Here is a 23,321-nt window from a genome sequence, read left to right as displayed (position 1 = left end):
GGCGGATTAAACCATAGGCGCGATTTAATGACAAAGCAGCAATGGTAGAATACGCGCCATGTTGAACGACCGCGCACAGATATTGCTCAAGACTCTGGTGGAACGCTACATCAGCGATGGCCAGCCGGTCGGCTCGCGCGCCTTGCAGCAGTTCTCCGGCCTGGAAGTCAGCCCGGCCACCATACGCAACGTGATGGCCGACCTCGAAACGATGGGCCTGGTCGCCAGCCCGCACACTTCTGCCGGTCGCGTACCCACTGCATTGGGTTACCGCCTGTTCATCGACAAGCTGATGGTGGTGCAGCCCCTGTCCGAGGCTCGCGTACAGCAGCTGGAAAGCCAGCTGCAACCGAGCAGCCCGACCCGCCTGCTGACGCAAGCCTCCAACCTGCTCTCCGACCTCACCCGCTTCGCCGGTGTCGTTGCCACGCCCAAGCGCGCCAGCATCACCGTGCGCCAGATCGAGTTCCTGCGCCTGTCCGAAAAGCGCGTGCTGCTGATCATTGTCATGCCCGACGGCGAGGTGGAGAACCGCGTGCTGGTGACGCACAAGGATTACAGCCAGGCGCAGCTCACCGAAGCCGGCAACTTCCTCAGCCAGCACTATGCCGATCTCGCCTTCGGCGACATCCACCAGCGGGTGCAGAACGAGTTGCGCCAGTTGCAGCACGACATGACCGCACTGATGAGCGCTGCGATGGCAGTCAGCGACGAAGCCATCGCGCGCAAGAACGAGGATTACGTGATCAGCGGCGAACGCAACCTGCTGCACATCAACGACCTTGCCGCGAACATGAACCAGTTGCGCAACCTGTTCAATGTGTTCGAAAAAAAGACCGAATTGTTGCAATTGCTGGATGCCGGCCGCCATGCGCAGGGAGTCCACATATTCGTCGGCAACGAATCCGGCCTGGCCGGCCTGGACGAATGCAGCGTGGTGAGCGCCCCCTACACGGCCGACGGGCAGATCGTCGGCACGCTCGCCGTGGTCGGCCCCAAGCGCATGAACTATGAGCGAGTCGTCCCCATCGTGGATATCACGGCAAAACTGCTCAGCAACGCCCTCTCACAACACTGAATCGATGATGCGCTACCACACGGAACCCACCCATACCCACGGCACACCGCAAAAAACCGGCATCCTGCTGGTCAACCTCGGCACCCCGGACGCACCCACACCGCAGGCGGTCCGTAGCTACCTCAAGGAATTCCTCAGCGACCCGCGCGTAGTGGAGATCCCCAGGCCGATCTGGTGGCTCATCCTCAACGGCATCATCCTCAACACCCGCCCCAGGAAATCCGCAGCCAAGTATGCGACGGTATGGATGAAAGAAGGCTCTCCGCTCCGCGTCCACACCGAAAAACAGGCCGCCCTGCTGCAGGGCTACCTTGGCCAGCGCACCCAAGCGCCGCTGGTGGTCGAGTTCGCCATGCGTTACGGCAACCCTTCCATCCCCAGCGTGCTGGACAAACTCAAGCGGCAGAACTGTCAGCGCATCCTGGTGGTGCCGATGTATCCGCAATACGCCGCCAGCACGACGGCCACTGCGAACGACGTGGTATTCGATGCACTGAAGCTGATGCGCAACGCCCCGGCCTTGCGCACCATCAGGAACTTCCACGACCGCCCCGGCTACATCAACGCGCTGGCAGGCAACATCAATGCATACTGGATGAAGCACGGACGCCCGGAAAAGCTGCTGATGAGTTTCCACGGCCTGCCGCAATTCACGCTGGACAAGGGCGACCCGTACCATTGCGAATGCCACAAGACCGGCCGCCTGCTGGCGCAGGAGCTGGGACTCACGCCGGAGCAATACGCAATCAGTTTCCAGTCCCGCTTCGGCAAGGCGGAATGGCTCAAGCCCTATACCACGGCCACGCTGAAAGAATGGGGCGCCTCGAAAATCCGGCGGGTGGATGTGGTCTGTCCCGGTTTCGTCGCCGATTGCCTGGAGACCCTGGAAGAGATCGCCCTGGAAGGCAAAGAGGATTTCCTGCATGCCGGCGGGGGCGAATACCACTACATCCCCTGCCTGAACGAGAGCGACGCCTGGATGCGGGCGCTGACCGAGCTGGTGATGGACAACCTGCAAGGCTGGCTAATCGAGCCGGATGCGGCCGAACTGGAGCAGAGCAGATTGCGTGCACTCGACCTGCAAGCCAGGCAACAGATCAGGTCAAATTGATCTTTTCAGCTTCGAGCTGGATCAGGTAGCGCTGGATGACGTTGGCCGCCGCCCGGCTCAGGCCTTCGAATTCCAGCCCCAGGCGATGCACCTGCTCGCCGCTCTTGGTCTTGATCGATGTCCAGATCCCGCGCACGCGCAAATTCATTGGAACAACGCCGATCACCGGAAGCTCGACACTGCATCCTTCCAGCAGCGCATCTGGCGCAAAGACCTCGTACGGCCCGCCCCTGACAGATATCCCGATCCCGCCCAGGCTCATGTCCACGATGTTGGCCTCGATGGCCCCGTCGCCGTTCGGTATCCTGCAAATGAGCGCCTTGCTGCCCTGAGGGGTGCTTAACCTGAAATATTCCCGGCGCTGGATGCGCTCGATCACTGCCGGGACATGCATGGAGAATGCATTGCCATCCTGCAACTCAACGAGATGCAGATGCGTCGCATGCCAGCGGACCTTGACGCCCGTCTGCGTGACAAAAGACACATATTTGCTGTGCGTGATCCGCTCGTTGATCCTGTCGTCCGGACTGATGTCCATATAGACGTGGTTTCCTTCCGAGTTGACACCCAGGACAGAAGTCACCAGCCCCACCCCCTCGGGGGTATCGAGATTGACGGGCGTACGGTGTTTCGCCAGGTCTTCCAGGACGAACACGATCTCCTTGCGATTATGTATGGCGAATTCGGGGTTTTCTGCCTGATGCGTCATCTTCACTTGCCGATCAAATTCATCCATTCCGGGACAACATTGCATGCCGTCCGCATCCATGCCTCAGCCGCCAGCATTTCCCGGATGGAATTATACTAGGCAAAGAACCTGTAATTGTTCCTGCCGCTTTCCTTGGCCGCATACATGGCATCGTCGGCATGCCTGATCATGGTTTCGTCGTCGGACGCATCGTCCGGACAGATGCTGATGCCGATGCTGAATGTGATGACCAGCTCCCGGCCCTCGATCTGGTGCGGCTGTCCCATCGCGGCGACGATCTTGCGCGCGACCTTCTCGGCATCTTCCGCCATGCCGATCTCGGGCAACAGGATCATGAATTCGTCGCCGCCCTGGCGGCAGATCGTATCGGATTCGCGCACGCAGGACTGCAAGCGACGGGCGACCGACTGCAACAGCAGATCCCCGGCCAGATGCCCCATCGTGTCGTTCACGAACTTGAATTTATCCAGATCGAGGAATAGCAGGCCCGTCTTCTTTTTATTGCGGACACCGGTCACCAGCGCATGCTTGAGACGTTCTGCGAACAACGCCCGATTGGGCAGATGCGTGAGCGAATCGTAGTGCGCCAGATGCTCTATGCGTGCCTCCGCCTCCTTGCGCCTGGTGATGTCCGAAAACAGGGCAATGTAGTTGATGGTCTCGTTCTGCGCACTCTTCACCGTGCCGATGGACAGCCATTCCGGATAAAGCTCGCCGCTTTTGCGCCGGTTCCATATCTCCCCCTGCCACAATCCGGTTTCATTGATGGTATTCCACATCGATTCGTAGAACTTCGCATCCTGGCGTCCCGAACTCAATATCCGCGGATTCCTGCCAAGGACCTCTTCTTCCGCATATTCGGTGATCTTGCAGAATGCGGGATTCACCGCAACGATCCTCCGCTGCGCATCCGTGATGAGGATGGCCTCGCTGCTATTGTCGAACATCTTGACGAACAACTGCAGACGTTCGTTGGCATGTTCCAGCTTTTCGACAAGGCGATTGAAATTCTGTGCCATTTCGCCGATGTCGGGATTGTTCTCCCCCACATCGGCACGCCTGGACAGGTCCATGTCGCTCCGTATCTCCGCCATCGCGGCCTGCAGGCGCTTGATGGGACGGGTGATGTTGCGCACGATGACGACACGCACGAACATGGAGATGATCACCAGGAGCAGCAGCTGCATTACAACGAGGCCGGCCCATAGCCACACCTTGATCTCGGCAAGCTGCGATTCCTCTTCGGAAAGGTCGATGGTCACACTGGCCGCCCCATTGACGCCGCCATCGGGCGTGTGATGGCAGGCAAGGCAATTCGTGCCGCGGAAGTTCTTCTGGGCGATGAAAGGCACCATCACCCGCAACGCCGGATGCCCATTCCGGTTTTCCATCTTGCGGAACAGGGTCTTGCCGGTATTCAGGACCTCCCGGTCCATCTCGTCGATTGCCGCCTCTGTCGGCAGACCGGGACCGAACTGCTCGATGACCGCGCGTCCGCGAATGATGCGCAATTCGGCCACGCCGCGCAATTGCGACATCTTGCTCAACAGTAATTTCCGGTTATCCGGGTTGGATATCTGCCCGGTCAGCATGAGCATGTTCATGCCGTTGATCAGCCCGTCCGCCGTATCCTGGGCGCGGGATTCGGCAGAACGTTCGATCTGCTTCTCGAAACGGTCGGTCGCCTGTTCCAGCAGGACGAAGAAGAGGATCATCAGTACGCCCTGGATCAGGATGTGCAGCTTTCCCTGCACGCCCGTTGCGCGCCAGCCCTTCCTGAGTACGTTCATCGCTCCCCCGCGCCCATCCAGTCCATGCCGGCGGGCTTATTATCGTTACAGCCTGATGAAATGCTCGCGATAATGTTTCATTTCCGCGATGGATTCGTAGATGTCCGCCAGCGCCTCGTGCTTGCCGTGCTTCTTGATCCCGTTCGCCACTTCCGGTTTCCAGCGTTTCGCCAGTTCTTTCAGCGTGCTGACGTCCAGGTTGCGGTAGTGGAAATAATCCTCCAGCTTCGGCATCCAGCGCGCGAGGAAGCGGCGATCCTGGCAGATGGAATTGCCGCACATCGGCGAGGTGCGCGTCGGCACATGCTCCTGCAGGAACGCCAGCATCTGCGCCTCCACCATCGCATCGTCCAGCGTAGAGGCCTTGACCTTGTCGATGAGGCCGGATTTGCCATGCGTCGACTTGTTCCAGTTATCCATGCCGTCGAGCACGCTGTCGGGCTGGTGCACCACCAGCACAGGGGCTTCGGCGACGGTATTCAGGTCGCTGTCGGTCACCACCAGTGCCACTTCGATGATGCGATCCGTATCCGGAGAAAGCCCTGTCATCTCCATGTCTATCCAGACGAGGTTGTTTTGATTTTGTGCCATAATCCACCGCAGTTATTTATTCGAAGTCCGGCGCATTGTCGCACAGCCGCGCTGCTCTATCCAACGACCATGACCGCAACCCAATTCACCGCCCTGTTCGTGTTCGCCCTCGCCGCGAATGTCGCGCTCAAATTCTGGCTGGCCTACCGTCAGCTCGGCCATGTCGCCGCACATCGCGCAGAAGTCCCCGCCGCCTTCCACGGCAAGGTCGACCTCGCCGCACACCAGAAGGCGGCCGACTACACTCGTGCCATGGTGCACCTCGACATGCTCTCCGTCCTGTTCGAAACGCTGGTGCTGTTCGCCTTCACCCTGGGCGGCGGCATCCAATGGCTCCACACCTGGGTGTCCGGCACCCTCAGCGGCCCCCTGCTGCAAGGCACCGCCCTGATCGTCTCGGTGCTGCTGCTGCAGACACTGCTGGAAGCGCCGATCGACCTGTACCGCACCTTCGGCATCGAGGCCCGCTTCGGTTTCAACAAGATGACGCTCAGGCTCTACCTGCTCGATGCGCTCAAAGGCGTGCTGCTCGGCGCCGTGCTCGGCCTGCCGCTGCTGCTCGGCGTACTGTGGCTGATGGAACGCATGGGCGATCCGTGGTGGCTGTACGTATGGGGCGTATGGGTGGCGTTCAACCTGCTGGTCCTGTTCATTTATCCCACCTATATCGCCCCGTTGTTCAACGACTTCGAGCCGCTGCAGGATGAGGCCGAAAAAGCGCGCATCGAAGCGCTGCTCAAGAAATGCGGCTTCGCCGCCAGCGGCCTGTTCGTGATGGACGGCAGCAAGCGCAGCACCCACGGCAACGCCTACTTCACCGGCTTCGGCAAGACCAAGCGCATCGTATTTTTCGACACGCTGCTGCAGCGCCTCTCGCCGGGCGAGATCGATGCCGTGCTGGCACACGAACTGGGGCATTTCAGGCATCGCCATGTGGTCAAGCGCATCCTCATCAGCTTCGCCGTCAGCCTGGGCTTCCTCTGGCTGCTGGCGCAGCTGCTGCATGCCCCCTGGTTCTACCAGGGGCTGGGCATCGCCGGCGAATCCACCGCGCTCGCATTGTTGCTGTTCTTCATGGTGCTGCCGACATTCACCTTCCTGCTGCATCCCATCACCTCGGCCTATTCGCGCAAACACGAGTTCGAGGCGGATGCTTATGCCGCACAGCAGACCGATGCCAAAGAACTTGTCAATGCGCTGGTCAAGCTGTACCAGGACAATGCCAAGACACTGACCCCCGATTCGTTGTACGCTATCTTCTACGAATCGCACCCCCCCGCGCCGATACGCATTGCGCATCTGCAACAACTTGGAGCACACAAATGAAGAAATACCTGTTCCTGCTGGCCTTGGTCGCCGGTACCGCACATGCCGACCCGTTCGCCACCGGCAATCCTGCCAGCGGCAAGAAACTGTTCGCCAGATACGAGTGCGACAGCTGCCACAAAGGCAAGGTGGGCGGAGACGGCAGCGCCATCTTCACCCGTCCCGAACGCATCGTGCGCGAGGCGAGCCAGCTCGTACCGCGCATCAAGTTCTGTTCCGGCGTCGTCGGCGCCAACCTTTCCGCCCAGGACGAACAGGATCTTGCCAGCTATCTGAACCAGAACTACTACCACTTCAAGTGAGGTCGCCATGGCTACCGTCTGCGATTTGACCAACAAGCAATGCAAACCTTGCGAAGGCAGCGTACCGCCGCTGAGCCAGGATGAGGCGAAGGATCTGCTGCGGCAGCTCGACGGCTGGGAATTGACCGGCCAGCGTATCGGCAAGACCTTCGAGTTCAAGAACTACTACCAGGTGCTCGCCTTCGTCAACGCGGTGGCCTGGATGACGCACCGCGAGGATCACCATCCGGACATGACGGTCGGCTACAGCAAGTGTCGCGTGGAATATTCCACCCATGCCATCGGTGGCCTGTCCGAGAACGACTTCATCTGCGCCGCGAAAGTCGACGCGCTGTTCAAGCTTTGAGCGACCAGCGACGGGGGCTGGTCATCGCCGCCCATGGACGCCACTATCTGGCGGAACTGCCGGGCGGCGAGATCATGGAATGCGTGCCGCGCGGCAAGAAGAGCGAGGTCGCCTGCGGCGACACGGTCGAAGTGGCAGCCACCGGCAGCGGCCAGGGCGTCATCGAAAGCATTTCGCCGCGCAGCAGCCTGCTCTACCGCTCCGATGCCTACAAGCAGAAGATCATCGCGGCCAATGTCACCCAGCTCGTCGTCGTCGTCGCCACCGAGCCCTCGTTCAACGACGAGCTGCTGACCCGCTGCCTGCTCGCCGGGCAAGAACAAAACCTGGACATCCTGATCGTACTGAACAAATGCGACCTGCCGAACGTCGCGGCGGCGCGCGCCCAGCTTGCCCCCTATGGCGCCGCCGGCTACCGCGTGCTGGAACTCGCCGCCAGACAGGACGCAGCCCCGCTGCTGCCCTACCTGCATGGCCATACCAGCGTGCTGGTGGGACAATCCGGCATGGGCAAATCCACGCTCATCAACGCGCTCATCCCCGAGGCAAAAGCAGCCACGCGCGAGATCTCCACCGTGCTCGATTCCGGCAAGCACACCACAACGCATGCGCAGCTGTATCACCTGGATGCGCACAGCCACCTCATCGACTGCCCCGGCGTGCAACTGTTCGGCCTGCATCACCTGGACTTCGCCGCGCTGGAAAAAGGCTTCCCAGAATTCCGGCCCTATCTCGGCCACTGCCGCTTCGCCAATTGCAGCCACTCGCACGAACCGGATTGCGCGGTACGCAAGGCAGCCGAAGCCGGCAAGATCGACGCAAGGAGATTGAAGTTGTTCCAGCAGATCGCCCTGCCGGGGCAGTGAACAGTTCGACACCTGCCCGGATCCGGGAATGACGTTTGCGTCAGCCCAGCAGGTTCGCCACGGTCAGCAGCAACAGCATGAAAAGCCAGAACACCAGCGCACGCCATACCAGGCCGATGGCGCTTTGCATGAAATCGGCATCGGCCTCGTCGCCCACCCCCAGCTCCGCACGGAACACGGGCTGCTGGTCCTGCACGATGGTCTGGCCCAGCTTCACGCCCAGTGCACCGGCGCCGCTGGCCAGGATGATGCCGGCTTCCGGGTCCAGCCAGCTCTCGGCCTGGGTACGCCAGCAGTAGATGGTGTCTTCGAAGTTGCCGACGATGGCGAAAGTGGCCGCAGTGAAGCGCAATGGCAGCCATTCCATGAAGTGGTAGGCTTGCCGGGCGAACTGGCCGAACGCGCCGAACTCGGCCTCGTCCTGCGTGCCCCAGCGGTTGTTCAGAAACAAGGCCAGCCGGTACAGAATGGCCCCGACCGGCCCCAGCCCCAGCATCATGAGGACCACAAACCAGAACACCACGCCGAAGACATTGCGATGCGTACACAGCAAGGCCTGCTCGATGGTGACGCGCGCCACCTCTTCGTGGCTCAGGTCGCTGCAGGATTTTCCCAGCCACTCACCCAGCAGCTCGCGCGCCCGGTCCAGCTGCCTGTCGCGCAGCGCCTGATGGATATCGGTGTAGTAGTGGCTGAACTGGCGGAATCCCATGGTGAGATAGAGCACCAGCACGCTGAACGCCCACGCGAAGATCGGATGCGCGTGCAGCAGCAGGAAGTGCACCGCAATGACCAGCACCAGCGGCCCCCCGATGGCCAGCATCCATGCGATCCGCCCCTGCTTCAGCTGGCCGGCATTGAAGTTGCGCTGGAAGAACTCGACATAGCCGGAGAGCCACACGTACAGGTATTTGCGGGAAGACAGGGGGTGCAGTTGCTCCAGCAACAGCGCGGTGATCAGTGAAAGCAGGCTCATGGCTTCTACGTGGCTATCAAACTCGGACAGCGGGAAAGATACCACAGGCATACGCAATGGACGACCCGAGCCTGATGCAAGTGCAACTTTGGCGCGACACCCGGCCCGGGCCGGATGTCGCGCCGCAAACGAACCCTGCAAAAACCCGCTACGCGATCATGCCGGCCGCTACCGTGTTATTGCTCGCCTCGTCGATGACGATGAAGCTGCCGGTCGCCCGGTCTATCCCGTAGCTGTCGAACACCAGCGGCTGCTGGGTCTTGATCGCCACGCGCGCGATGTCGTTCATGTTCAGCCTGTCGGCCGCATGCTGCTCCAGCGTGTTCACGTCTACCCGGAAATCCAGGCGCGAGAACAGGCATTTCGCCGTACGCGTGGTGTGCTTGACCAGGTACTTGCGGTTCCTGTCCAGCGGCGATTCCGACAGCCAGCACAACATGGCCTCAATCTCCTTCTCCACCCTGGGCGGATGGGCGGACGGCACTCCCGCATCCGTCGCATTCGCGCACCGTGTCGTGCCGTCCCTCTTCACCAGCATGTCGCCGCGCGAAATATCGATCTCGTCCGCCAGGGTGATGGTCACCGACTGCGGTGCAAAGGCGGTCTGCAGATTGCCGTCATAGGTGACGATCTCCTTGACCGTCGTGGTGCGGCCGGAGGGCAGCACGGTCACCTCGTCGCCCACCGACACTTCGCCCGCTTCGACGCGCCCGGCAAAACCGCGGAAATCGTGATGCTCCTCGGTCTGCGGGCGGCAGACCCACTGCACCGGGAAACGAAAATCGCTGGTGTTCACATCGTGGTCGATCTCGACCGTCTCCAGCAGTTCCAGCAGGGTCGGGCCGAGGTACCAGTCCAGCCGGCCGCCGCGATCCACCACCATGTCGCCGTTCAGCGCGGACAGCGGGATGCAGTGCACGTCGTGCAATCCCAGTTGTGCGGCGAACGCCCTGTATTCGGCCACGATCTGGTCAAAGCGCGCCTGCGAGTAGCCCACCATGTCCATCTTGTTCACCGCCAGCACCACATGCGGCACCCCCAGCAGGCTGGCCAGATATGAGTGGCGGCGCGTCTGCGTCAGAACGCCCTTGCGCGCGTCGATCAGGATGATGGCGAGATTGGCGGTGGAGGCCGCGGTCACCATGTTGCGCGTGTACTGCTCATGTCCCGGCGTATCGCCGATGATGAACTTGCGCCGGGGCGTGGCGAAGTAGCGGTAGGCCACGTCGATGGTGATGCCCTGTTCGCGCTCGGCCTGCAGTCCGTCGGTGAGCAGCGAGAGGTCGACCGCTGCCATGCCGCGCTTCTCGCTGGTCCTGGCGATAGCCGAGAACTGGTCTTCGAAGATGGACTTCGAGTCGTGCAGCAGGCGGCCGATCAGCGTGCTCTTGCCGTCGTCGACGGAGCCGGCGGTGATGAAACGGAGTAATTGTGTGGTATTGCTCATGATTGCCCCCTAAATCTTTTCCGTCTCGTCATTCCGGCGCAGGCCGGAATCCAGCGGGTGTATTTAACATGCATTTGGCTTTTGTCCCGCGTTGCGGGCGTTTGCCTTCCAACTGGATTCCGGCTTGCGCCGGAATGACGGCTTAGAAGTACCCTTCCTTCTTGCGCAGTTCCATCGAAGCGTCCGAAGTCTGGTCGTCCATGCGTGTCGCACCGCGTTCGGTGATGCGCGTGACCGCCGTCTCTTCGATGATCTCCTCTACCGAGCGTGCGTTCGACTCCACCGGTGCGGTACAGGTCATGTCGCCCACGGTGCGGAAGCGCACCGAGAGCACTTCCACCTTCTCGCCCGGCTTCGGCTGCACCAGGTGCGACACCGGGATTACATTTCCGCCGCGGCGGATCACTTCGCGTTCGTGCGCATAGTAGATGCTGGGAATATGCAGCTTCTCGCGCCCGATGTATTGCCAGATGTCCATCTCGGTCCAGTTGCTGATCGGGAACACGCGGATGTTCTCGCCCGCATGCACGCGGGCGTTGTAGGTGTCCCACAACTCGGGGCGCTGGTTCTTCGGGTCCCACTGGCCGAACTCGTCGCGGAACGAGAAGATGCGTTCCTTGGCGCGCGCCTTTTCCTCGTCGCGGCGCGCGCCGCCCATGCAGGCGTCGAAGCCGAACTCGGCGATGGTCTCCAGCAGTGTCACCGACTGGAACGGGTTGCGCGGCTTGTCGGGATCCGTGATGACGATGGAGCCGCGCCTGATCGAGTCCTCCAGCGAACGCACGATGAGCCGCTCGCCCAGGTCGGCCGCGAGCTTGTCGCGGCACGCGATCACCTCGGGAAAATTGTGCTCGGTATCGATGTGCACCAGCGGGAAGGGGAATTTCGCCGGCCGGAACGCCTTTTCCGCCAACCTCAGCATGACGATGGAATCCTTGCCGCCGGAGAACAGCAGTGCCGGATTCCGGCATTCGGCCGCAACCTCGCGCATGATGTGGATGGACTCGCTCTCCAGCGCATCCAGATGAGTGAAGGTGTGTTTGTCCACGATGTTTTCAACCAGTTTCATGATCTTTCCCGTTCTGCCGATTCACGCAGAGGCTTCCAGCTTCGCGCCGACTTGCGACGCGATCTCGATGATGCGTTCGCGGCTCGCCTGCAACGAGGCGCTGCTCGCCCCATGTCCGGACTTGCGCGCATGGCCCACGTGCAGGCCGCACTCCTTGTTTGCCGGATCCTCCCACCACCACCGTCCGGCCCGGATATCCTCGCCCGGCGTGACCGAGCGCGTGCAGGGTGCACAGCCCAGGCTGGGGTAGAACTGGTCGTGCAGCTTGTTGTACGGCACGTCGTACAGCCGGATATACGCCCATACGTCCTTGTGCGACCAATCCAGCAACGGGTTGAATTTCTGCAAACCGTTGTCCGCGTCGAAAGCGGAGACCTCCAGCGTACCGCGCGTCACCGCCTGATCGCGGCGCATGCCGGTGATCCATGCTTTCTTGCCTGCCAGCGCACGACGCAACGGCTCCACCTTGCGTACGAAGCAGCAACCCTTGCGTTTTTCCACGCTGTCGTAGAAACCGTTGATGCCGTGATGAGCCACATAGCCTTCGACCAGCTTGCCATCCGGGAAATAGACGGTCAGCGGCAAGCTGTAGCGCGACCTCACCTCCTGCATCAGCGCGTAGGTCTCTTGCGGCAGGCGTCCGGTGTCCAGGCTGAATACCTGGATATCCGGCCGATGCCTGGCGATCAGGTCGGTCAGCACCATATCCTCCGCCCCCAGACTGCTGGCGAACGCTACCGGCGCGAATTCGCCCGCAGCCTGATGCAGTATTGCGACGCTTGCCTCGATTTTCCGTACCAGGTCGTGACTCATTTCGGCAATGCCTCCTTCAGGTCCAGTTGCCCATCCTTCTCGGTGGCGAATGCCGCCACCTTGACCGTCCATGCATCCACTTTCGCACTGGCCGCTGCGAGAGCCTCGTTGTCGATCTCCTCGCTGTTGGCCAGCTCAAGTGCGGCATGGGCGAACTCGGCAGCGATCTCATCCGGCGCCAGCAGGTTGAGCTGCGCCGAGAGTTGCGCCAGATCGTCCTGCCGTGCACCGCCCAGCAGCTGCGCCACGCCCGATCCCAGCAAACGCAGGATGGATTCGTTGCACTGTGCCGCCTCGACATACTTGCGCTGGAATACCAGCGCATTGCGGTACTCGCGTTCGTGCGCGGCTTCGAAAAAGTTCGCCCCGATCAGCACCTGCGATGCGCCAGCGCATTCGCCGCCGCCCAGTTGCAGCACGCGGAAATCGGCCTTGTCGCCGTAATCGCGCATCACGCTGTCCAGCTCTTCCGCCTTCACTTCCGCCAGATCGGCCAGCAGTTGCTTGAAGTAATCCGGCTGCTGCGCGCGCGCCCACACGAAGAAACTGCTTTCCCCGCTGGCCAGATGTGCCGACTGTACGCGCTCGATGGCCTGCTTGATGCGCGCCACCGGCAGCGACGGCCCCTTCAGCGCCAGCGCACCGCCCGCAGTACCCTTGCCGGCGAAATACATCTGGTAATGCGGCACCAGTTTGCCGTGCATGCGCTTGCCTTCGCCGTAGATGCCGATGTCGCCCGTCTCGGGCTGCGCGCAACCGTTATGGCAGCCGGACACGCGGATGTTCAGGTCGGCCGTGCCACCGGACAGCAGCGGGCCCAGCACGGTGCTGGAAGTGATGCCCAGGCGGCAGGTCGAGGTGCCGGGGCAGGCCACCACGTTGTCGCCGACCTTCGGCTCGGACAGGCCAAGCGCCGCAATGCCGCTGCGCAGCGCCGCCACCTTCTCCTGCGGCACGTTGAACACCGCGAAGTTCTGGTCCTGCGAAGTGTGTATCTCGCTCAGCCCCTGCGCCTGCAGCAAGGCAGCCAGGCCGCGCAGCTGGTCCGCCTTCACGTCACCGATGGGCAACGCGATGGGGAACACGAACAACCCGGCCTGGCGCTGCGCAAAAAGCTTGCGCGGCGCGCCTTGTCCCGGCGTCTCATGGCCGCTCGGCGTGCGCCATTCTCCTTGCGGATAGGGCTGGTCGGCCAAAGCCTGCCTGGTGCGTCCGAACTCCTCGCGGTACTTCTCCAGGAAGCCCTCGGTGCCGAAACGCTCGACCAGGAACTTGATGCGCGATTTTGCCCGCTTGGTGCGGTCGGAATACCTGTTGTGCAGCGACACCAAGGCTTCCATGGCGAACAGCAACTCGCTTTCGGGAATGAACTCCTCGACCACGATGGCTTCGCGCGGCTTGTGCCCGAGTCCGCCGCCGGCCCTGATCCTGAAACCGGGCTGGCCGTCCTTGCGCACCGCGATCACGCCGCAATCGTGCAGCAGCGATTGCGCGCAATCGGCTTCGCAGCCGGAAAACGATATCTTGAACTTGCGCGGCAGCTGCTGGTTGAGCGGATTGCGCAGGAAATGCACGGTCGCGCCATCGAGATGCTTGCTCACATCCACATGCTCTTTCGGGCACACGCCGGCCAGCGGGCAGGCCGTCATGTTGCGGATGGTGTTGCCGCATGCCTCGCGCGAGGTCATGCCGGCACTGGCCAGGCGACGCATCGCCGACGGCATCTTGATCAGGGGGACATAATGGATCTGGATGCTCTGGCGCGTGGTCACATGCGCGATCTGGTGCTGCGAGAACTCCTCGGCGATATCGGCCAGCACTTCCAGTTGCTCCGCGTTCAGCCGTCCGCCCGGCACCTTGATACGCAGCATGTTCACCCCCTGCTGGCGCTGCCCGTATACACCCTGCTGCAGACGTATCGCCGTGAAGCGGTCGGGGTCGATGCCGCCGGCATTGAAGATGGTGATTGCCTCTTCGAAGCGGTCGATCTCTTCCAGGTCGGACAGATTGCGTGTATTCAAGCTCATTCTCGTTCCTTTCAATTCAAAACCAGCCGGGTACCGATGAGCAACAGCATCGTCGCCAGGATCGGTCGCAATAACTTCTCCGGCACTTTTGCGCTCAAGTGGCTGCCGATGTAGATGCCCGGCAGGGAACCCAGCAACAGACTGCCCAGCAGTACGAAATCCACCGTCCCCAGCGCCATGTGTCCAAGACCCGCTATTGCGGTGAGCGGTACGGCATGGGCGATATCCGTCCCCACCACTTTGGCCGCCGCCATGCGCGGATACAGGAACAGCAGCGCCACCGTACCCAGCACGCCCGCACCGATGGAGGAGACCGTCACCAAGCCCCCGACGACGAAGCCGGTGGCCACGGTTGCTGCAGGCAGATGCCGGTGGTGCAGTTCGTATACCGCGCCGTCGTTGCGCCGGGCGATCCGCCTGATCCTGTCTTTCAACAGCAGCGCGGCGGCGGTCAGCAGCAGCGCAACGCTCAGCACACCGGTCACCAGACCGCGCAGCGCCCCCTCATCCAGCGCCAGCAGTTTCAGCCCGATGATGGTGAGCAATGCGGCCGGCAGGCTGCCCAGACTCAACAGCCCCACCACTTTCCAGTCGACCGTGCCGTTGCGGCCATGCACCCAGCCTCCCAGCGCCTTGGTCAGCGAGGCATACAGCAGGTCAGTACCGACCGCCGTCGCAGGCGCGATGCCGAAGAACAGCACCAGCAGCGGGGTCATCAACGACCCGCCGCCGACGCCGGTCACTCCGACGACCAACCCGACCAGAAAGCCGGAGACTGTGTATAGACCATCCATTTGCGCACCTCGATCACTGCCACGGGACGCATTCTAGGTCCGGCTCTTTATATACCTAAATACTTTTATGTTAATATCTTATAACCCATCGATATATAAGGAACGACACCATGAACCTGCAACAGTTGCGCTACCTGAACGAAATCGTGCGTTGCGGTCTGAACATCTCGGACGCAGCCAATGCGCTCTACACCTCGCAACCGGGAGTGAGCAAGCAGATCAGGCTGCTGGAAGAGGAATTGGGCATCGATATCTTCGTGCGCAACGGCAAGCGTATCGTCGCCATCACCGAACCCGGCAAGGCGGTACTGGAGATCGCCCGGCGCATGCTGCACGAAACGGAGAACCTGAAACAGGTCGGACAGGAATTCCACACCCAGGACAGCGGCTCACTCACCGTCGCCACCACCCACACGCAGGCGCGTTATGCGCTGCCGCGCGTGGTCAAGGAATTCACCCGGCACTATCCGGGGGTAAAGCTCGGCCTGCACCAGGGCAGCCCGACGCAGATCGCCGAGCAGGTGTTGAGCGGCGAGGTGGATATCGGCATCGCCACCGAAAGCCTTGCGCTGTACGACGAACTGGTGACGCTGCCCTGCTACGAATGGCATCACTGCGTGGTCGTACCACCCAAACATCCGCTGCTGCTGGAAAAGAAACTGACGCTAAAAAAGCTGGCGCAACACCCCATCATCACTTACGACTTCGCGTTCACTGGGCGCAACAAGATCAACCAGGCGTTCCGCGAAGCCGGCATCGAGCCCAACATCGCGCTGACCGCCATCGATGCGGATGTGATAAAGACCTACGTGGAACTGGGACTGGGCATCGGCATCGTGGCACAGATGGCCTTTATCCCGGAACGCGACCGCCAGCTGCGCATGATCGATGCCGGCCACCTGTTCCAGCCCAGCACCACGCGCATCGCCGTCCGCAAGAACCAGTACCTGCGCGGCTTCGGCTATCATTTCATCGAGCTGTTCGCCCCCCACCTGACGCGCGATGTGGTGTCGCAAGCGCTGCACCTGACCGCCTAGGCAAGATGCCCGGATGCCCCCATCCAGGGGATGTATGGCGCGTCATCCCGCATGGGATGCCGCAAGCCGGGCAGGCATGCGGACGGGATATCCCGGTCGGCCTGCGCCAGCCAACGGGGTCCCGCCCACGGATATTCAAGCGCCCTGGCGTTGCCTCGCCACGTCGCGGTAGAACCGGCAAGTGCACTTGCCGCTCTGCTTGGCCAAGTACATGGCCTCATCCGCCTGCTTGATGAGCCTCAAGGTCTCCCTTGAGTCGTCCGGATACATGGAGATGCCGATACTGCCGCCAATGCGGCATGCCTCTCCGGCCAGTTCGAACGGCTCCGCCAGGGCTCCGATGATCTTTCCCGCCACCTGCGCCGCATTCTCATTCGTTCCGATGTTATCCAGCACAAGAAGGAATTCGTCGCCGCCGACCCGGGCCACCGTATCCGAACCCCTGATGGTTTCCTTGAGCCTTCTGGCGACCCCCTTCAACAACTGGTCGCCTGCATCGTGCCCCAGGGTGTCGTTGACCTGCTTGAAACCGTCCAGATCGAGGAACAGGACGGCCGCCTTGTTCTTGTTGCGCTTCGCCAGCGCCACCGAATGATCGAGGATGTCCAGGAACAATGCGCGGTTTGGCAGATCGGTCAGATAGTCGTAGTGCGCCAGATGGGCGATCTTCTCCTCCGCCCGCTTGCGCTCGGTGATATCCCGCACGATACCAATGAAATAGCGATGTCCGCCAAGCACCATTTCCGATATGGAAATCTCCATGGGGAACTCCTCGCCATTCTTGCGCACAGCGACCAGTTCGCGTCCGCGCACGCCGAGTATGCGTGACTCGCCGCTCTGCAGATAACGGCCGATATACGCATCATGCGCACTGCGTTGCGGCTCGGGCACCAATATCCGTACATTCCTGCCCAAGGCTTCCTGCTGCGCATAGCCGAAGATATCCTCGGCTGCCGGGTTGAACCCCTGTATCTCGCCCGACTCGTTGATCGTGATGATGCCGTCCATCACGTTGCTGATGATGGACTGCAGCTGGTTCTGGCTCTTTTCAAGGTCTCCCTTGGTTTGCTTCAGGTTCGTCACCATCTGCCAGAACAGTTTGACTTCGAGACCGCTTGCCACCCGCCGGTCGCCGAAAACCCGGAATGCCTCCTCGGCGATCGTATCGTCGTGCGACAGGTTGTACACAATGCAATCAGGATAGCCCTTGCAGGCTTGCAGCGCCCGGATTGCATCGGTGTAGGTCGGGATCCCGTGCGCCCTCGCCAACTGGAGGCCGGGTGCATCCGAATTCATGTCCGCCATGGCCACGACACTGACCAGGCCATCCTCCATGAACATCTCGAGCAGTGCGCTACCTCCACGCCCGGCCCCGATGATCAGGACCGGATAACCCTTGATACCTTGTGCGTCCATCCTCCCCCCTCACCAGCTGGACCATGACTGACTGCGATTCTTGCATACATGGCCGACACCTGCTCCCCTCAGCCCCGGCACGCTTGCTTGATGACGACTTCGGCGGCTGCGCTACCGGCTCCAGGCCGATCAACTGGCTCCGCGTTTGGCAAAATCCTTGAGACGGAAGCCGAGCGCGAACAGTACGGCGAAGTACACCGCCATCCCCAGCGCCACCAGCCAGGTCAGGTGGATGATGCGCGTCCAGCCGTGCGTGGCAAGCCAGTGCTGCTCGCTGCCCATGCCGAACCACAGCGTCAGCGCCAGTGCCAGCAGGGCGACGCACAGCTTGAGGAAGAACTTGCCCCAGCCCGGCTCGGGCCGGTAAATGCCGCGCTTGCGCAGGAAATAGAACAGGATGGCCGAATTGAAACAGGCACCGAGGCCGATGGCCAGCGCCAGCCCGGCATGGTGCAAGTGCATGCCGAACACGAACAGCAGGTTCATCAGTTGCGTGGCCAGCAAGGTGGCGATGCCGATCTTGACCGGCGTCCTGATGTCCTGCCGTGCATAGAAGCCGGGCGCCAGCACCTTCACCGCGATCAGGCCGATGAGGCCGACGCTATAGCCGGCCAGCGCATTGCGCGTCATCAGCACGTCGGCGGCGGCGAAGGCGCCATGCTGGAAGAAAGTCGCCAGCAAGGGAACGGCGATCATGCCCAGCGCCAGCGCCGCCGGTAGCGTGAGCATGCAGACCAGGCGCAGGCCCCAGTCCAGCAACCTGGAGTATTCCTCCGTGCTGTTATCGGCATGGTGCTTGGAAAGCGAGGGCAACAGGATGGTGCCGAGCGCGGCACCCAGCAGGCCGGACGGGAATTCCATCAGGCGGTCGGCGTAATACAGCCAGGAGACGCTGCCCGCCACCAGGAACGAGGCGAAGATGGTGTTGATGATGAGGCTGATCTGGGAGATGGAGACGCCGAACAGTGCCGGCCCCATCTGCCTGATGATGCGCCAGACGCCGGAGTCTTTCAGGTTCAGACTCCATGTCGGCAGCATGCCGATCTTTTTCAGGAACGGGATCTGGAAAGCGAGCTGTACCACGCCACCGATGAACACCGCCCAGCCCATCGCCAGGATGGGCGGATCGCAGTACGGGGCCAGCCACAACGCCGCACCGATGAAACACAGGTTGAGCAGGATGGGCGCGAAAGCCGGCACCCAGAACTTGTTGTAGGTATTGAGAATGCCCGCCGCCACCGCCACCAGCGAAATGAAGAAGATATATGGCGAGGTGATGCGCAGCAGTTGCACGGTGAGCGCGAACTTGTCCGGCTCCTTCACAAAGCCCGGCGCGCTGATATAGACAAGGATGGGCGCGGCAACGATGCCGATCAGGGTGACGAGGAAAAGGATGATCGCCAGCAGCGTCACCACATGATCCACCAGCAGCTTGGTTTCGTCGTGCCCCTTGCGGTTCTTGTATTCGCCGAAGATCGGCACGAAAGCCTGCGAGAACGCGCCTTCGGCGAACATGCGGCGCAGCAGGTTGGGCAGCTTGAAGGCGACGAAGAATGCGTCGGTCGCCATGCCTGCCCCGAAGATGCGGGCGATCAGCACATCGCGCACGAACGCCAGAATACGCGACACCAGGGTCAGGCTGCTGACCGCAGCAAGGGCCTTAAGCAGGTTCATGGATATTCAGGGGCGGACGAAACCGGGCAGGGACGAAGTTACCAGCCATTGTTTTTCGGCGAACGGCGTTCCATGCTGAGTGTCGGGAACATGCCTGTCGCACCGGCATCCGCCCGGCGGCGTCCGGCGCGGACGGTCAGTTGGTTGGTCACCACAAACTGCCTGACCAGTTCGAACGCATGGGGGTCGGCCGTTTCCAGGGAAAAACGTACGACCACCGAAGGTATGCCCTGGATCACCATCGGCCGCAGATAAGAAGAATACAGTATCCGCCCGTCATGCCCGGTGGTCGACAGCATGTCGCTGAGGCGCTCGCCCCAGTTGGATGGGCGAAAGCTCGTCCCGTCTTTTGTGATGCCCTGGATGACGAATTCGGCGAGGTCAGGAGATCGGTCTTTTTTGTCTAGCAATTTGGATTCCCGCAAATCTTTGGTCACTGGAACCGATTGTAACATCGCCCCGGTGCCCGGATAGCAGCCCCGGGCGTCGGGTTACCAGCCGTTATCCGGCGAGCGGCGCTCCTGCCCGGCCGCCAGGTATGCCTCCATGGCCTCGGCATCGCGGCTTCCGCGTCCGGCGCGGACTTGCAGCCGGTGCTCGGCGACGAAGCGCTTGATCATCTCGAACGCCGGCTCGTCGACCAGTTGCAAGGAGAGGCGCACCACCAATGCAGGCACCCCGTCGATCTGCACCGGCCGCAGATGGGAAGAATACCGGGATTGCCCGTTCGCATCGGCAGCCCCAAGCTTGCCGCACAACTGTTCGGCCCATTGCGGCTGCTGGAATACCTGGCCATCAACAGTTTTCCCGTAAACCACGAATTCGGCGGCACCTGGCAGCATTCCCGTCTCCCGACATCATCCCGTTCAAACGAACAACGACATCCATCACTTGCGCCGCCATCATACCATCCCGGCCCCAGCCGGGCCGCGCATACGAGCCAAGCTGTGCCGCATGCGCATGGCAATCCCGGCGGACCGGAAGCCGCCCGCCGCCCGCGACCTGTCCGTATACATATTTTAAAGTTATCCCCGGCGGCCGGAACCTCCCCGGAAAAAAGCGTTTGCCAAACTGCGATTCAGCCTCTAGAATGCGCCCCTTTCTGAAAAGCCGAATTCTCAAGGAGCAGTGTCATGGCAAATAGCGCACAAGCCAGAAAACGTGCAAGACAAGCAGTCAAGCAGAGCCAGCATAACGCCAGCCTGCGTTCCGAACTGCGTACCGCGATCAAGAAGGTCACCAAGGCGATCGAAGCTGGCGACAAGGCCGCTGCACAGGCCGTATTCCAGGCATCGACCAGCGTGGTGGACTCCATCGCTGACAAGAAGATCGTGCACAAGAACAAGGCTGCCCGCCACAAGAGCCGATTGTCCGCCGCAATCAAGGCGATGGCCTGATTTATTGCAGACGGTAAGTCTGCGACAGAAGGCCGACGAAACTGTCGGCCTTTTTTGTTTATAGTTGCACCCATCAGAGAAACAACAAGACCGGAAAGCTTGCCATGTCACATTTGATGAACACCTATGCTCGGCAACCCGTCACCTTCACCCACGGGGAAGGCGTATGGCTATGGGACGTTAACGGCAAGCGCTATCTGGACGCCCTCTCGGGCATCGCAGTCAACACCCTGGGACACGCCCATCCGCGCCTCACTGCCGCGCTCAGCGCGCAGATCGGCAGGCTGATCCATACCTCCAACCTCTATCAGGTCCGCGAACAGGAACTGGTCGCCGACAAACTGTGCGAACTCTCCGGCATGCAGGAGGTGTTCCTGTGCAACTCCGGCTGCGAGGCGAACGAGGCTGCCATCAAGCTGGCCCGGCTGTACGGCAACCAGCGCGGCATCGACACCCCCACCATCATCGTGATGGAGAAAGCCTTCCACGGCCGTACCCTGGCCACCCTTTCCGCCACCGGCAACCGCAAGGTGCAGGCCGGCTTCGAGCCGCTGGTCAAAGGCTTCGTGCGCGTCCCCTACGACGACCTTGATGCCATCCGGCAGGTCGCGGCACACACACCCAATATCGTCGCCGTGCTGGTCGAGCCGATCCAGGGCGAAGGCGGCATCCGCACCCCCGACATCAGCTATCTGCAGGGTTTGCGCAAGATCTGCGACGAGCACGAATGGCTGCTGATGCTGGACGAAGTGCAGTGCGGCCTGGGCCGGACCGGCAAGTGGTTCGCCTTCCAGCACACCAGCATCATGCCGGACGTGATGACCCTGGCCAAAGGCCTGGGTTCAGGCGTCCCCGTGGGCGCCTGTCTGGCAGCCGGCAGGGCAACCGGCACATTCAAGCCGGGCAATCACGGTTCGACTTTCGGCGGCAATCCGCTGGCCTCGACCGCCGCGCTGGTCACACTGGACATCATGGAACAGGACCAGTTGCTGGCCCACGCCGCCAAGCTGGGTACCTGGCTCAAGCAGCAATTCCAGACCAAGTTGGGCGGCGTGAAAGGCGTCGTCGCCGTGCGCGGCCAGGGACTGATGTTGGGCATAGAGCTCGACAAGCCGTGCGGCGAGATCGTCGGCAAGGCGCGGGAGAATGGCCTGCTGGTCAACGTCACCGCGGACAACGTGATCCGCTTGCTGCCGTCGCTCATCTTCTCTGAAACCGAAGCGCAACAGTTGCTGGATATATTGTGCCCGCTGGTAGTGGACTTCTTGGCGCAGGAGTGAACATGAGCGGCAAACCGATCAAGCATTTCCTGCAATTCAAGGACCTGAGCCGCGACGAACTGGAATACCTGTTCGAGCGCACCCGCATCATCAAGGAGCGTTTCAAGCGCTACGAGAAATACTGGCCGCTGACCGACCGCACGCTGGTGATGATCTTCGAAAAAGCCAGTACGCGCACCCGCCTCTCGTTCGAGGCAGGCATGCAACAGCTCGGCGGTTCGGCTATCTACCTGAACACCCGCGATTCGCAACTGGGCCGCGGCGAACCGGTGGAAGACGCCGGACAGGTCATTTCGCGCATGAGCGACATCGTGATGATCCGCACGTTCGAACAAAGCATCATCGAGCGCTTTGCCGCTCACTCGCGCGTGCCGGTCATCAACGGCCTGACCAACGAATACCACCCCTGCCAGGTGCTGGCGGACATCTACACTTACGTCGAACATCGCGGCAGCATCAAGGGCAAGACCGTGGCGTGGATCGGCGACTCCAACAACATGTGCAACACCTGGCTGCAGGCGGCCGAGATACTGGATTTCAACGTGCATGTGTCCACGCCACCGGGGTACGAGGTGGAGCCGGAGCGCGCCGGCCTGTTCGGCGAGGACCATTACGAGGAGTTCACCGATCCGATGGAAGCGGCTCGCGGCGCAGACCTGGTCACCACCGACGTATGGACCTCGATGGGTTTCGAAGCCGAAAACGAAGAGCGCATGAAGGACTTCGCCGACTGGCAGGTGGATGGCGACATGATGCGTGTCGCAGCCAGGGACGCGATTTTCATGCACTGCCTGCCCGCGCACCGCGGCGAGGAAGTCTCGGCAGAGGTCATCGACGGCACGCAGTCCGTCGTGTGGGACGAGGCCGAGAACCGCCTGCATGTGCAGAAGGCCTTGATGGAGTACCTGCTGCTGGGAAAAATATCGGCATGAGCGATCGCTCAACAAAACAATCTTCTCCTATCCACAACCAGAAAAGCCGGCTGGCCGACCACATCTTGCCGTCGTCGGCCACCATGATCGGGGTCTGCATGACGGTCATCAGCGTGTCCCAGCTCATCCCGAAACACAGCATCAGCAAGCATGTCGATGAACTGCTGGCCTTCGACAGCCTGCTCTTCCTGGCCAGCGCCATGCTGTCCTATTTTTCCATCCGTCATCCGGACGGTGCGGAGAAACTGGAGCAAAGCGCCGATATCATTTTCCTTGTGGCCATCGCGCTCATGGTCATCATTGGATTTGTCGTTTCTTTTGAACTCATGATTGATTAACC

24 protein-coding genes are annotated in these 23,321 nt (G+C 61.4%); 11 read left to right on the top strand and 13 right to left on the bottom strand.

The window, feature by feature from the left end:
- The first annotated feature begins 58 nt into the window (after nucleotides 1-58).
- The gene (hrcA, locus tag L6418_RS04805; RefSeq protein ID WP_237248337.1) at nucleotides 59-1,078 is read left to right on the top strand and encodes a heat-inducible transcriptional repressor HrcA; all 1,020 of its coding nucleotides are present in this window, start codon (nucleotides 59-61) and stop codon (nucleotides 1,076-1,078) included.
- Nucleotides 1,079-1,085: 7 nt separating this feature from the next.
- Entirely contained in the window at nucleotides 1,086-2,189 is a 1,104-nt protein-coding gene (gene hemH, locus L6418_RS04800) for a ferrochelatase (protein WP_237248703.1), read from the top strand.
- On the opposite strand, the gene L6418_RS04795 is transcribed toward hemH, so the two are convergent.
- The 3 genes from L6418_RS04795 to orn all read right to left on the bottom strand — a co-directional run bounded on the left by L6418_RS04795 (nucleotide 2,176) and on the right by orn (nucleotide 5,279).
- Entirely contained in the window at nucleotides 2,176-2,898 is a 723-nt protein-coding gene (locus L6418_RS04795) for a flagellar brake protein (protein WP_237248336.1), read from the bottom strand. The two genes, hemH and L6418_RS04795, sit on opposite strands and share 14 nt — an antisense overlap.
- Before the next feature lie 95 nt (nucleotides 2,899-2,993).
- Nucleotides 2,994-4,688, bottom strand: a complete 1,695-nt coding sequence (locus L6418_RS04790; RefSeq protein ID WP_237248335.1) for a diguanylate cyclase domain-containing protein — start codon at nucleotides 4,686-4,688, stop codon at nucleotides 2,994-2,996.
- Nucleotides 4,689-4,733: 45 nt separating this feature from the next.
- A complete protein-coding gene (gene orn / locus L6418_RS04785) occupies nucleotides 4,734-5,279 on the bottom strand; it encodes an oligoribonuclease (RefSeq protein ID WP_237248334.1) in 546 nt (181 codons plus the stop codon).
- A gap of 69 nt (nucleotides 5,280-5,348) precedes the next feature.
- Here orn and L6418_RS04780 point away from each other — a divergent pair, with 69 nt between their 5' ends.
- From L6418_RS04780 to rsgA, 4 genes are read left to right on the top strand one after another with little or no spacing between them, the layout of a single operon-like run.
- Complete coding sequence (locus L6418_RS04780; RefSeq protein ID WP_237248333.1) at nucleotides 5,349-6,605, top strand: M48 family metallopeptidase; 1,257 nt, start codon at nucleotides 5,349-5,351, stop codon at nucleotides 6,603-6,605.
- Nucleotides 6,602-6,907: a cytochrome c gene (locus tag L6418_RS04775; RefSeq protein WP_237248332.1), complete on the top strand. Its 306-nt coding sequence runs from the start codon at nucleotides 6,602-6,604 to the stop codon at nucleotides 6,905-6,907. The genes L6418_RS04780 and L6418_RS04775 overlap by 4 nt, the downstream gene beginning before the upstream one ends.
- A 7-nt stretch (nucleotides 6,908-6,914) precedes the next feature.
- Nucleotides 6,915-7,253 (top strand): 4a-hydroxytetrahydrobiopterin dehydratase, encoded by a 339-nt coding sequence (locus L6418_RS04770; protein WP_237248331.1) that lies wholly within the window; start codon nucleotides 6,915-6,917, stop codon nucleotides 7,251-7,253.
- Nucleotides 7,250-8,119, top strand: a complete 870-nt coding sequence (gene rsgA / locus L6418_RS04765) for a ribosome small subunit-dependent GTPase A (protein WP_237248330.1) — start codon at nucleotides 7,250-7,252, stop codon at nucleotides 8,117-8,119. Before L6418_RS04770 ends, rsgA begins: the two co-directional genes overlap by 4 nt.
- A gap of 40 nt (nucleotides 8,120-8,159) precedes the next feature.
- On the opposite strand, the gene L6418_RS04760 is transcribed toward rsgA, so the two are convergent.
- The 6 genes from L6418_RS04760 to L6418_RS04735 all read right to left on the bottom strand — a co-directional run bounded on the left by L6418_RS04760 (nucleotide 8,160) and on the right by L6418_RS04735 (nucleotide 15,245).
- Nucleotides 8,160-9,095, bottom strand: a complete 936-nt coding sequence (locus L6418_RS04760; RefSeq protein ID WP_237248329.1) for a CobD/CbiB family protein — start codon at nucleotides 9,093-9,095, stop codon at nucleotides 8,160-8,162.
- A 148-nt stretch (nucleotides 9,096-9,243) separates the two neighbouring features.
- Nucleotides 9,244-10,542 carry a sulfate adenylyltransferase subunit CysN gene (gene cysN / locus L6418_RS04755; protein WP_237248328.1) on the bottom strand — a complete coding sequence of 433 codons (1,299 nt, stop codon included), beginning with the start codon at nucleotides 10,540-10,542 and terminating at the stop codon, nucleotides 9,244-9,246.
- Between the two features lie 142 nt (nucleotides 10,543-10,684).
- Entirely contained in the window at nucleotides 10,685-11,611 is a 927-nt protein-coding gene (cysD, locus tag L6418_RS04750) for a sulfate adenylyltransferase subunit CysD (RefSeq protein ID WP_237248327.1), read from the bottom strand.
- Nucleotides 11,612-11,632: 21 nt separating this feature from the next.
- A complete protein-coding gene (locus L6418_RS04745) occupies nucleotides 11,633-12,424 on the bottom strand; it encodes a phosphoadenylyl-sulfate reductase (protein ID WP_237248326.1) in 792 nt (263 codons plus the stop codon).
- Nucleotides 12,421-14,451 carry a nitrite/sulfite reductase gene (locus L6418_RS04740; protein ID WP_237248325.1) on the bottom strand — a complete coding sequence of 677 codons (2,031 nt, stop codon included), beginning with the start codon at nucleotides 14,449-14,451 and terminating at the stop codon, nucleotides 12,421-12,423. The genes L6418_RS04745 and L6418_RS04740 overlap by 4 nt, the downstream gene beginning before the upstream one ends.
- A gap of 11 nt (nucleotides 14,452-14,462) precedes the next feature.
- On the bottom strand, nucleotides 14,463-15,245 hold the full coding sequence (locus L6418_RS04735) for a sulfite exporter TauE/SafE family protein (protein ID WP_237248324.1): 783 nt from the start codon (nucleotides 15,243-15,245) through the stop codon (nucleotides 14,463-14,465).
- Nucleotides 15,246-15,355: 110 nt separating this feature from the next.
- On the opposite strand from L6418_RS04735, the gene cysB reads away from it, so the two are divergent.
- Nucleotides 15,356-16,282, top strand: coding sequence for an HTH-type transcriptional regulator CysB (cysB, locus tag L6418_RS04730; protein ID WP_237248323.1), 927 nt, complete (start codon nucleotides 15,356-15,358; stop codon nucleotides 16,280-16,282).
- A gap of 135 nt (nucleotides 16,283-16,417) precedes the next feature.
- On the opposite strand, the gene L6418_RS04725 is transcribed toward cysB, so the two are convergent.
- The 4 genes from L6418_RS04725 to L6418_RS04710 form a co-directional block, all read right to left on the bottom strand.
- The gene (locus L6418_RS04725; protein ID WP_237248322.1) at nucleotides 16,418-17,698 is read right to left on the bottom strand and encodes a sensor domain-containing diguanylate cyclase; all 1,281 of its coding nucleotides are present in this window, start codon (nucleotides 17,696-17,698) and stop codon (nucleotides 16,418-16,420) included.
- Between the two features lie 129 nt (nucleotides 17,699-17,827).
- On the bottom strand, nucleotides 17,828-19,372 hold the full coding sequence (gene murJ / locus L6418_RS04720) for a murein biosynthesis integral membrane protein MurJ (protein ID WP_237248321.1): 1,545 nt from the start codon (nucleotides 19,370-19,372) through the stop codon (nucleotides 17,828-17,830).
- A gap of 38 nt (nucleotides 19,373-19,410) precedes the next feature.
- Nucleotides 19,411-19,782 (bottom strand): DUF3579 domain-containing protein, encoded by a 372-nt coding sequence (locus L6418_RS04715; RefSeq protein ID WP_237248320.1) that lies wholly within the window; start codon nucleotides 19,780-19,782, stop codon nucleotides 19,411-19,413.
- 81 nt (nucleotides 19,783-19,863) lie between these two features.
- The gene (locus L6418_RS04710) at nucleotides 19,864-20,214 is read right to left on the bottom strand and encodes a DUF3579 domain-containing protein (RefSeq protein ID WP_237248319.1); all 351 of its coding nucleotides are present in this window, start codon (nucleotides 20,212-20,214) and stop codon (nucleotides 19,864-19,866) included.
- A 291-nt stretch (nucleotides 20,215-20,505) separates the two neighbouring features.
- Here L6418_RS04710 and rpsT point away from each other — a divergent pair, with 291 nt between their 5' ends.
- The 4 genes from rpsT to L6418_RS04690 all read left to right on the top strand — a co-directional run bounded on the left by rpsT (nucleotide 20,506) and on the right by L6418_RS04690 (nucleotide 23,319).
- Nucleotides 20,506-20,769 carry a 30S ribosomal protein S20 gene (gene rpsT / locus L6418_RS04705; protein WP_237248318.1) on the top strand — a complete coding sequence of 88 codons (264 nt, stop codon included), beginning with the start codon at nucleotides 20,506-20,508 and terminating at the stop codon, nucleotides 20,767-20,769.
- 104 nt (nucleotides 20,770-20,873) lie between these two features.
- A complete protein-coding gene (locus L6418_RS04700; protein ID WP_237248317.1) occupies nucleotides 20,874-22,049 on the top strand; it encodes an aspartate aminotransferase family protein in 1,176 nt (391 codons plus the stop codon).
- A gap of 2 nt (nucleotides 22,050-22,051) precedes the next feature.
- Entirely contained in the window at nucleotides 22,052-22,981 is a 930-nt protein-coding gene (argF, locus tag L6418_RS04695; RefSeq protein WP_237248316.1) for an ornithine carbamoyltransferase, read from the top strand.
- A complete protein-coding gene (locus tag L6418_RS04690) occupies nucleotides 22,978-23,319 on the top strand; it encodes a hypothetical protein (protein ID WP_237248315.1) in 342 nt (113 codons plus the stop codon). The genes argF and L6418_RS04690 overlap by 4 nt, the downstream gene beginning before the upstream one ends.
- The last annotated feature ends 2 nt before the right edge of the window (nucleotides 23,320-23,321 follow it).

This window comes from Sideroxyarcus emersonii (genome assembly GCF_021654335.1).
Lineage (GTDB): Bacteria > Pseudomonadota > Gammaproteobacteria > Burkholderiales > Gallionellaceae > Sideroxyarcus > Sideroxyarcus emersonii.
The sequence above is the reverse complement of the archived record's forward strand: the minus strand, read 5'-3'. Positions and strand labels throughout refer to the sequence as shown.

Excerpts from the sequence above, each read along its gene's own strand:
- L6418_RS04780 (WP_237248333.1), top strand. The coding sequence starts at position 5,349 with ATGACCGCAACCCAATTCACCGCCCTGTTCGTGTTCGCCCTCGCCGCG.
- L6418_RS04795 (WP_237248336.1), bottom strand. The coding sequence starts at position 2,898 with ATGACGCATCAGGCAGAAAACCCCGAATTCGCCATACATAATCGCAAG.
- hrcA (WP_237248337.1), top strand. The coding sequence starts at position 59 with ATGTTGAACGACCGCGCACAGATATTGCTCAAGACTCTGGTGGAACGC.
- murJ (WP_237248321.1), bottom strand. The coding sequence starts at position 19,372 with ATGAACCTGCTTAAGGCCCTTGCTGCGGTCAGCAGCCTGACCCTGGTG.
- cysN (WP_237248328.1), bottom strand. The coding sequence starts at position 10,542 with ATGAGCAATACCACACAATTACTCCGTTTCATCACCGCCGGCTCCGTC.
- L6418_RS04745 (WP_237248326.1), bottom strand. The coding sequence starts at position 12,424 with ATGAGTCACGACCTGGTACGGAAAATCGAGGCAAGCGTCGCAATACTG.
- L6418_RS04740 (WP_237248325.1), bottom strand. The coding sequence starts at position 14,451 with ATGAGCTTGAATACACGCAATCTGTCCGACCTGGAAGAGATCGACCGC.
- orn (WP_237248334.1), bottom strand. The coding sequence starts at position 5,279 with ATGGCACAAAATCAAAACAACCTCGTCTGGATAGACATGGAGATGACA.
- L6418_RS04690 (WP_237248315.1), top strand. The coding sequence starts at position 22,978 with ATGAGCGATCGCTCAACAAAACAATCTTCTCCTATCCACAACCAGAAA.
- L6418_RS04775 (WP_237248332.1), top strand. The coding sequence starts at position 6,602 with ATGAAGAAATACCTGTTCCTGCTGGCCTTGGTCGCCGGTACCGCACAT.
- L6418_RS04760 (WP_237248329.1), bottom strand. The coding sequence starts at position 9,095 with ATGAGCCTGCTTTCACTGATCACCGCGCTGTTGCTGGAGCAACTGCAC.
- L6418_RS04700 (WP_237248317.1), top strand. The coding sequence starts at position 20,874 with ATGTCACATTTGATGAACACCTATGCTCGGCAACCCGTCACCTTCACC.
- L6418_RS04735 (WP_237248324.1), bottom strand. The coding sequence starts at position 15,245 with ATGGATGGTCTATACACAGTCTCCGGCTTTCTGGTCGGGTTGGTCGTC.
- rpsT (WP_237248318.1), top strand. The coding sequence starts at position 20,506 with ATGGCAAATAGCGCACAAGCCAGAAAACGTGCAAGACAAGCAGTCAAG.
- L6418_RS04725 (WP_237248322.1), bottom strand. The coding sequence starts at position 17,698 with ATGGACGCACAAGGTATCAAGGGTTATCCGGTCCTGATCATCGGGGCC.
- cysD (WP_237248327.1), bottom strand. The coding sequence starts at position 11,611 with ATGAAACTGGTTGAAAACATCGTGGACAAACACACCTTCACTCATCTG.
- hemH (WP_237248703.1), top strand. The coding sequence starts at position 1,086 with ATGCGCTACCACACGGAACCCACCCATACCCACGGCACACCGCAAAAA.
- argF (WP_237248316.1), top strand. The coding sequence starts at position 22,052 with ATGAGCGGCAAACCGATCAAGCATTTCCTGCAATTCAAGGACCTGAGC.
- cysB (WP_237248323.1), top strand. The coding sequence starts at position 15,356 with ATGAACCTGCAACAGTTGCGCTACCTGAACGAAATCGTGCGTTGCGGT.
- L6418_RS04770 (WP_237248331.1), top strand. The coding sequence starts at position 6,915 with ATGGCTACCGTCTGCGATTTGACCAACAAGCAATGCAAACCTTGCGAA.
- L6418_RS04790 (WP_237248335.1), bottom strand. The coding sequence starts at position 4,688 with ATGAACGTACTCAGGAAGGGCTGGCGCGCAACGGGCGTGCAGGGAAAG.
- L6418_RS04710 (WP_237248319.1), bottom strand. The coding sequence starts at position 20,214 with ATGCTGCCAGGTGCCGCCGAATTCGTGGTTTACGGGAAAACTGTTGAT.